The organism is Pseudoalteromonas sp. BSi20652 (assembly GCF_000239855.1).
Taxonomy (GTDB): domain Bacteria; phylum Pseudomonadota; class Gammaproteobacteria; order Enterobacterales; family Alteromonadaceae; genus Pseudoalteromonas.
Window position 1 is genome coordinate 1 of the sequence record NZ_BADT01000065.1, and the last position, 5,613, is coordinate 5,613.

Below are 5,613 nucleotides of genomic sequence, written 5' to 3' on the forward strand. Positions count from 1 at the left end.
GTGGCTTTGTATTAGTCGCAATTAATATGGCTTTGGGTATAATACCCGGCTTAAACAGGACATAAGTCCGCTATTTTAAAAAAACATTACTGAGGAGTATTTATGACTGTTGGCATTATTATGGGTTCTAAATCAGATTGGCCAACCATGGAACATGCAGCACTTATGCTAGAGCATTTTGGCATTAAGTACGAAACTAAAGTCGTGTCTGCACACCGCACTCCTCAATTACTTGCTGATTACGCAAGTTCAGCCGCAGAACGCGGTATTAAAGTTATTATTGCTGGCGCTGGCGGCGCGGCTCATTTACCAGGTATGGCTGCTGCTTTTACGTCGCTTCCTGTACTGGGCGTGCCTGTAAAATCAAAAGCATTAAATGGTGTTGATTCACTTTTATCTATTTGCCAAATGCCTAAAGGCGTTGCAGTGGGCACACTTGCAATTGGTGAGCCGGGCGCAGCAAACGCAGGTTTACTAGCCGCACAAATTTTAGGGTGTCAAAATCCAGAAATTTTTGCAAAAATTGAAGCGTTTCGTAAAGCTCAAACCGACACTATATTAGCTAATCCAAACCCTGCAGAGTAATAATGAATATTTTAATATTAGGTGCAGGGCAACTTGCACGTATGATGAGTCTTGCAGGCGCGCCGCTTAATTTAAACGTTGTTGCGTACGATGTAGGCAGCAAGCAAATTAAGCATCCGCTAACTGGTGAGGTTTATAGCACGTCACTTGAGCAAGCAATATTAAACGCTGATGCAATTACTGCAGAGTTTGAGCACATTCCTGATGACGTATTAACCCTTTGCTGTAACAGTAATAAGTTTTACCCAGGTAAAGCTGCTATTAAAACCGGTGGCGATCGCTCGCTTGAAAAAGCATTGCTTGATAAAACAAACGTAACTTGTGCGCCGTATCAATTAATTACTGAAAAAGCGCACCTTGAACTTGCCGTTAAAACTCTAGGTAAGCCACTTGTTATTAAAACATGCCAAGCAGGTTACGATGGAAAAGGCCAATGGCGTTTAAAATCGGATAGTCAAATAGACGAAATTTGGTCACAAATGGCTGATTTTATTGCATCGGGTACGCAGCTTACCCCACATACGATTATTGCTGAAAAAATGATCCCGTTTGATCGTGAAGTATCTATTATTGGTGCGCGCGATAAACACGGTAATGTTGCTATTTATCCGCTAACAGAAAACGAGCACACAAATGGTGTGTTAACGCTTTCTATTGCCGGTAAAAATAATCACAGCGTTGAAGCGCAAGCAAACGATGCATTTACAAAAATAGCAAACGAGCTTAACTACGTTGGCGTATTAGCAATAGAGTTTTTTGATGTACAAGGCACGTTACTCGTTAACGAAATTGCACCGCGTGTACATAACTCAGGCCACTGGACGCAACAAGGCTGCCATTGCTCACAGTTTGAAAACCACATGCGTGCTGTTGCAGGTTTGCCGCTTGGTAATACAGAGCTTAAACACATTACCGCGATGATAAACGTACTAGGGCAACCTAATATTCCAGCTGACGTACTAAAATACGCAGATGTGACTAGCCACTGGTACGGTAAAACGGCAAAACCAGGTCGTAAAATGGGCCATATAAATGTATCAGCCACTAGTATGAACGATCTAGCAGATAAATTAGGTGAGCTTACTGAATATCTACCTGAGCAAGACTACCCAGGTATTTTAAAAGCGGCGGCTAACATAATTCTTCATTAAATGGCTAACCGTTTTATTAAATGCCGAGCTTGCTCGGCATTTTTTTGTATTTAAAAAAGGCGCAAGGTTACCTAGATTGTGAAATAATGATTGCGTCTAAAATTTTACAGTGAAATTATTTAATGAAACTTAAAGCAATTTATAGCGCACTACTTGTTGCCGCTTCTTTTAGTCCTTTTTTTAGTAACAGTGCATTTGCATCAGACTCTCTTCGTGTTGCTACTTTTAATGTAAGTATGGATGCAACTAATCACACACCTAAAGGTGAGCAAGTTAAAAGTGATGCTTTAGTTAATGCACTTAAAGCAAACCACCAGCAAATTAAGAACATAGCGGAAATTATTCAACGTGTTCGCCCTGATATTATTTTACTTAACGAATTTGATTACATCCCAAAAGAGCAGGGAATTGAATACTTTAATCAACATTATTTAAATGTAGGTCAGCAAAAACAAGCCGCTATTAATTACCCTTACTCTTATATAGCCCCGGTAAATACAGGCCTAGCTACCGAGTTTGATTTAGATAACGATGGCAAGAAAAATGGCGTGATGGGCGATGCACAAGGCTTTGGCTTTTTTGAAGGGCATTACGGTATGGCTATTTTGTCAAAATACCCAATCGATTTTGATAAAGTAAGAACCCTTCAAACCTTTAAATATAAAGACATGCCAAATGCACAAATGCCCGTAATGCCTAAAACAGGCGAAAACTGGTATAACGCACAAGAATGGCAAGCACTTAGACTTAGCTCTAAATCGTTTTGGGATTTACCTATTAACGTAAACGATAAAACCATTCATGTTATTGCATCTCACCCAACACCGCCTGTATTTGATGGCGAAGAGGATAGAAACGGCAAACGTAACCACGATGAAGTAAGGTTAATTGCCGATTACGTTTCAAACGCTAAGTATATTTATGACGATAAAGGCGAAAAGGGCGGTTTAAAAACTCACTCTCGTTTTGTTATTTTAGGTGATTTAAATGCAGCCCCTGAAGGCGATAAAGCCCGTACAAATACCACCGACCAATTACTTAAAAACCCACTTATCAATGCAAGCTTTGTTCCAAAAAGCGAAGGTGCTAAAGAGCAGTATGATGTGCCTTATGCACAAAATTACAGTGCTAATTGGCAAGCCCGTGTTGATTACGTTTTACCGTCAAACTATGGTTTAAAAATTAAGGACGGTGGTGTGTTTTGGCCTACTAAAATCAGCGATGAATATCGTTTAATTAAAGACAGAAGCGCATCGAGCGATCATCGACTGGTGTGGCTTGATCTAATAGTTGAATAACGCTTATTAATAGGGGGTGCGCTAGTAAACTGAGCTTTACCCTGTTTAATGGCTATTTATCTTAAAAAATTGCAATAACTTAAGTGCTTCTGCTTAAATACGGCTTAATTATAATAACCGTATAGAAGCACTATGATTTTTAATTTTTCTTCATCTAAAACGTTAGTGGCCTTAGCTGTTGCCTCAAGTGTTATGCTTGCAGGCTGTAGCGCTACCGCTAACACCTCTTCAACACAGCAAAGTGCTTTACCAGCAAGTAAGGTTGCTGCGGTTGTGAACACGCCAGCAGATATCGGCTCACAAAAAATAACGCTAGAACAAGCCATGGCCGATCCGGATTGGATGGGCAATCAGCCAGAGAGCGCTTATTGGGCTAGCGATTCGGCTACTATTATTTATGCTCAAAAAGAGCAAGGTAATACACTACGCGATTTATTTAGCCAATCGGTTACTAGCCAAACAGCAGAGCAGGTAGCACTTAATAAACTTCATACTGTGGGTTCAAATAAAGCTGTTTATTCAAAAAATAAAACAATGGCGGCCTACACGTTTAAAGGCAATGTGTTTGTTAAAAACCTAAAAACCGGTGAACTTAAACAAATTACAGCGACATCAGCAAGCGAATCTAAACCACAATTTTTAAATAATGGCGATTTAGTTTACCGCCAAGGCAATGTATTTTTTAACGTTGATTTAAAAACAGGCTTAACGAGCGAGCTTGCTAACTTAAAACTTGCTGATGAGCCAAAAGGGATTCAAGAGCCAAGCACGTATATTGCTAAAGAGCAGCATAAATTGATTAAGTTTGTGGCGCTTCAACAAAAAATAAAAAAGATAAGCAAGCACGTAATGAGCAAATTAATGAACAAAACAATTCAATTGCTAACACGGCTTACTACTTAGGTGATGGTAATAAAGTTGCAGAAGCACAGCTTTCGCCAAATGGTGATGCGCTGTTAGTCGTTGTACAAAAGCAAACAGATTGGCGCGGTGATGACGATATTATGCCTAACTACATTACAAATGACGCCACTATAGAACCTAAAAAAGCACGCCGCCGAGTAGCCGACGCTAAAGAAGAAACCTCAAAGCTTGTCTACATCAATTTAACTAACAAAGAGCAAACATCACTTAGCTTTAATACTTTACCGGGCTTTGACGAAGATGTTTTAGCCGCAGTTAAAAAAGAAAATTATGCACGTGATGGTAAAACATATAAGTCTAAAAAGGCGCCTCGTGGCATTAACCTTATTATGGACTGGGGTTTTGAGCAAAGCCCAATAGTATGGAACGATGACGGCTCGCAAGTGGCTGTTATGCTTGAAGCATGGGACAACAAAGACCGCTGGCTTGCGAACGTTGATTTTAAAAACAACAAACTTGTCTCGCAACATCGCCTGCATGACGATGCATGGATTGCTTACGCGTTTAACGACTTTGGTTGGTTACATAACTCAAACACGCTTTATTACCTATCGGAAGAGTCGGGTTACAGCCAGCTTTATAAAAAACCAATTAACGGCAAAGCAACCGCGTTAACACAAGGCCAATTTGAGGTTTCTAACTTAACGCTTACCAGCGACGACAGCGCAATTTATTACAAAGCGAATGTTGAGCATCCAGGCCTGTACGAAATTTACCGTGTTAACCCACAAACAGGTAATAGCGAGCAAGTTACTGACTTAAATGGCATGACTGATTACACGTTAAGCCCAGATGAAACCAAGTTACTCCTTAAGCACTCTACAATTACCATGCCTAATGAGCTTTATGTAGCTGATGCTCAAGCCAATACGAAAGCAACGCGATTAACGCATACTGTGTCGGATGAGTTTTTAGCTAAAAAGCTAACTGCACCTAAAATTGTTGCTGTGCCATCGAGCCATACTGATCAACCAATATACGCAAAAGTGTACTACCCAGCTGATTACGTAGAAGGTGAAGTAGGTAAAAACCGCAAAGCGGTTATTTTTAATCACGGCGCGGGTTACTTACAAAACTCACATATGGGGTTTTCGGTTTATTTTCGTGAATTTATGTTCCATTCATTGCTCGCTGATGAAGGTTACATAGTAATGGATATGGATTACCGCGCATCTAAAGGTTATGGCCGTGATTGGCGCACCGCGATTTATCGTCAAATGGGAACACCTGAAACACAAGATTTAGCCGATGGCGTTAAATGGATGGCGCAAAATGCCAACGTTGATACCAAAGCAGTCGGTACTTATGGTGGCTCATATGGCGGCTTTATGACCTTTATGGCATTGTTTACCGCGCCTGAGTTATTTCAATCGGGTGCGGCACTTAGACCTGTTACCGATTGGGCACATTACAACACAGGTTACACGGCTAATATATTAAACCATCCAGATGTTGACCCGATTGCGTATGAGCGCAGCTCGCCAATTTATTACGCTGAGGGTTTAAACAAACGTTTACTTATTAATGCACCCATGGTTGACGATAACGTGTTTTTCAAGACTCAGTGCGTTTAGTTCAGCGCTTAATAGAGCTTGAAAAACAAAACTTTGAACAGCTATATTCCCTGTTGAACCACATGGCTTTGTACAGCCTTC

Annotated in this window: 3 protein-coding genes and 1 pseudogene; all 4 read left to right on the top strand. The window is 40.5% G+C overall.

The window, feature by feature from the left end; all coding sequences use genetic code 11:
• Positions 1-102: 102 nt before the first annotated feature.
• Positions 103-585, top strand: a complete 483-nt coding sequence (gene purE, locus P20652_RS12475; protein ID WP_002962540.1) for a 5-(carboxyamino)imidazole ribonucleotide mutase — start codon at positions 103-105, stop codon at positions 583-585.
• 2 nt (positions 586-587) lie between these two features.
• Entirely contained in the window at positions 588-1,736 is a 1,149-nt protein-coding gene (locus tag P20652_RS12470; RefSeq protein WP_008167296.1) for a 5-(carboxyamino)imidazole ribonucleotide synthase, read from the top strand.
• Positions 1,737-1,858: 122 nt separating this feature from the next.
• Positions 1,859-3,034 carry an endonuclease/exonuclease/phosphatase family protein gene (locus P20652_RS12465; protein WP_008167297.1) on the top strand — a complete coding sequence of 392 codons (1,176 nt, stop codon included), beginning with the start codon at positions 1,859-1,861 and terminating at the stop codon, positions 3,032-3,034.
• A gap of 132 nt (positions 3,035-3,166) precedes the next feature.
• Positions 3,167-5,613: pseudogene (locus tag P20652_RS17715) on the top strand (prolyl oligopeptidase family serine peptidase); the annotation flags it as partial.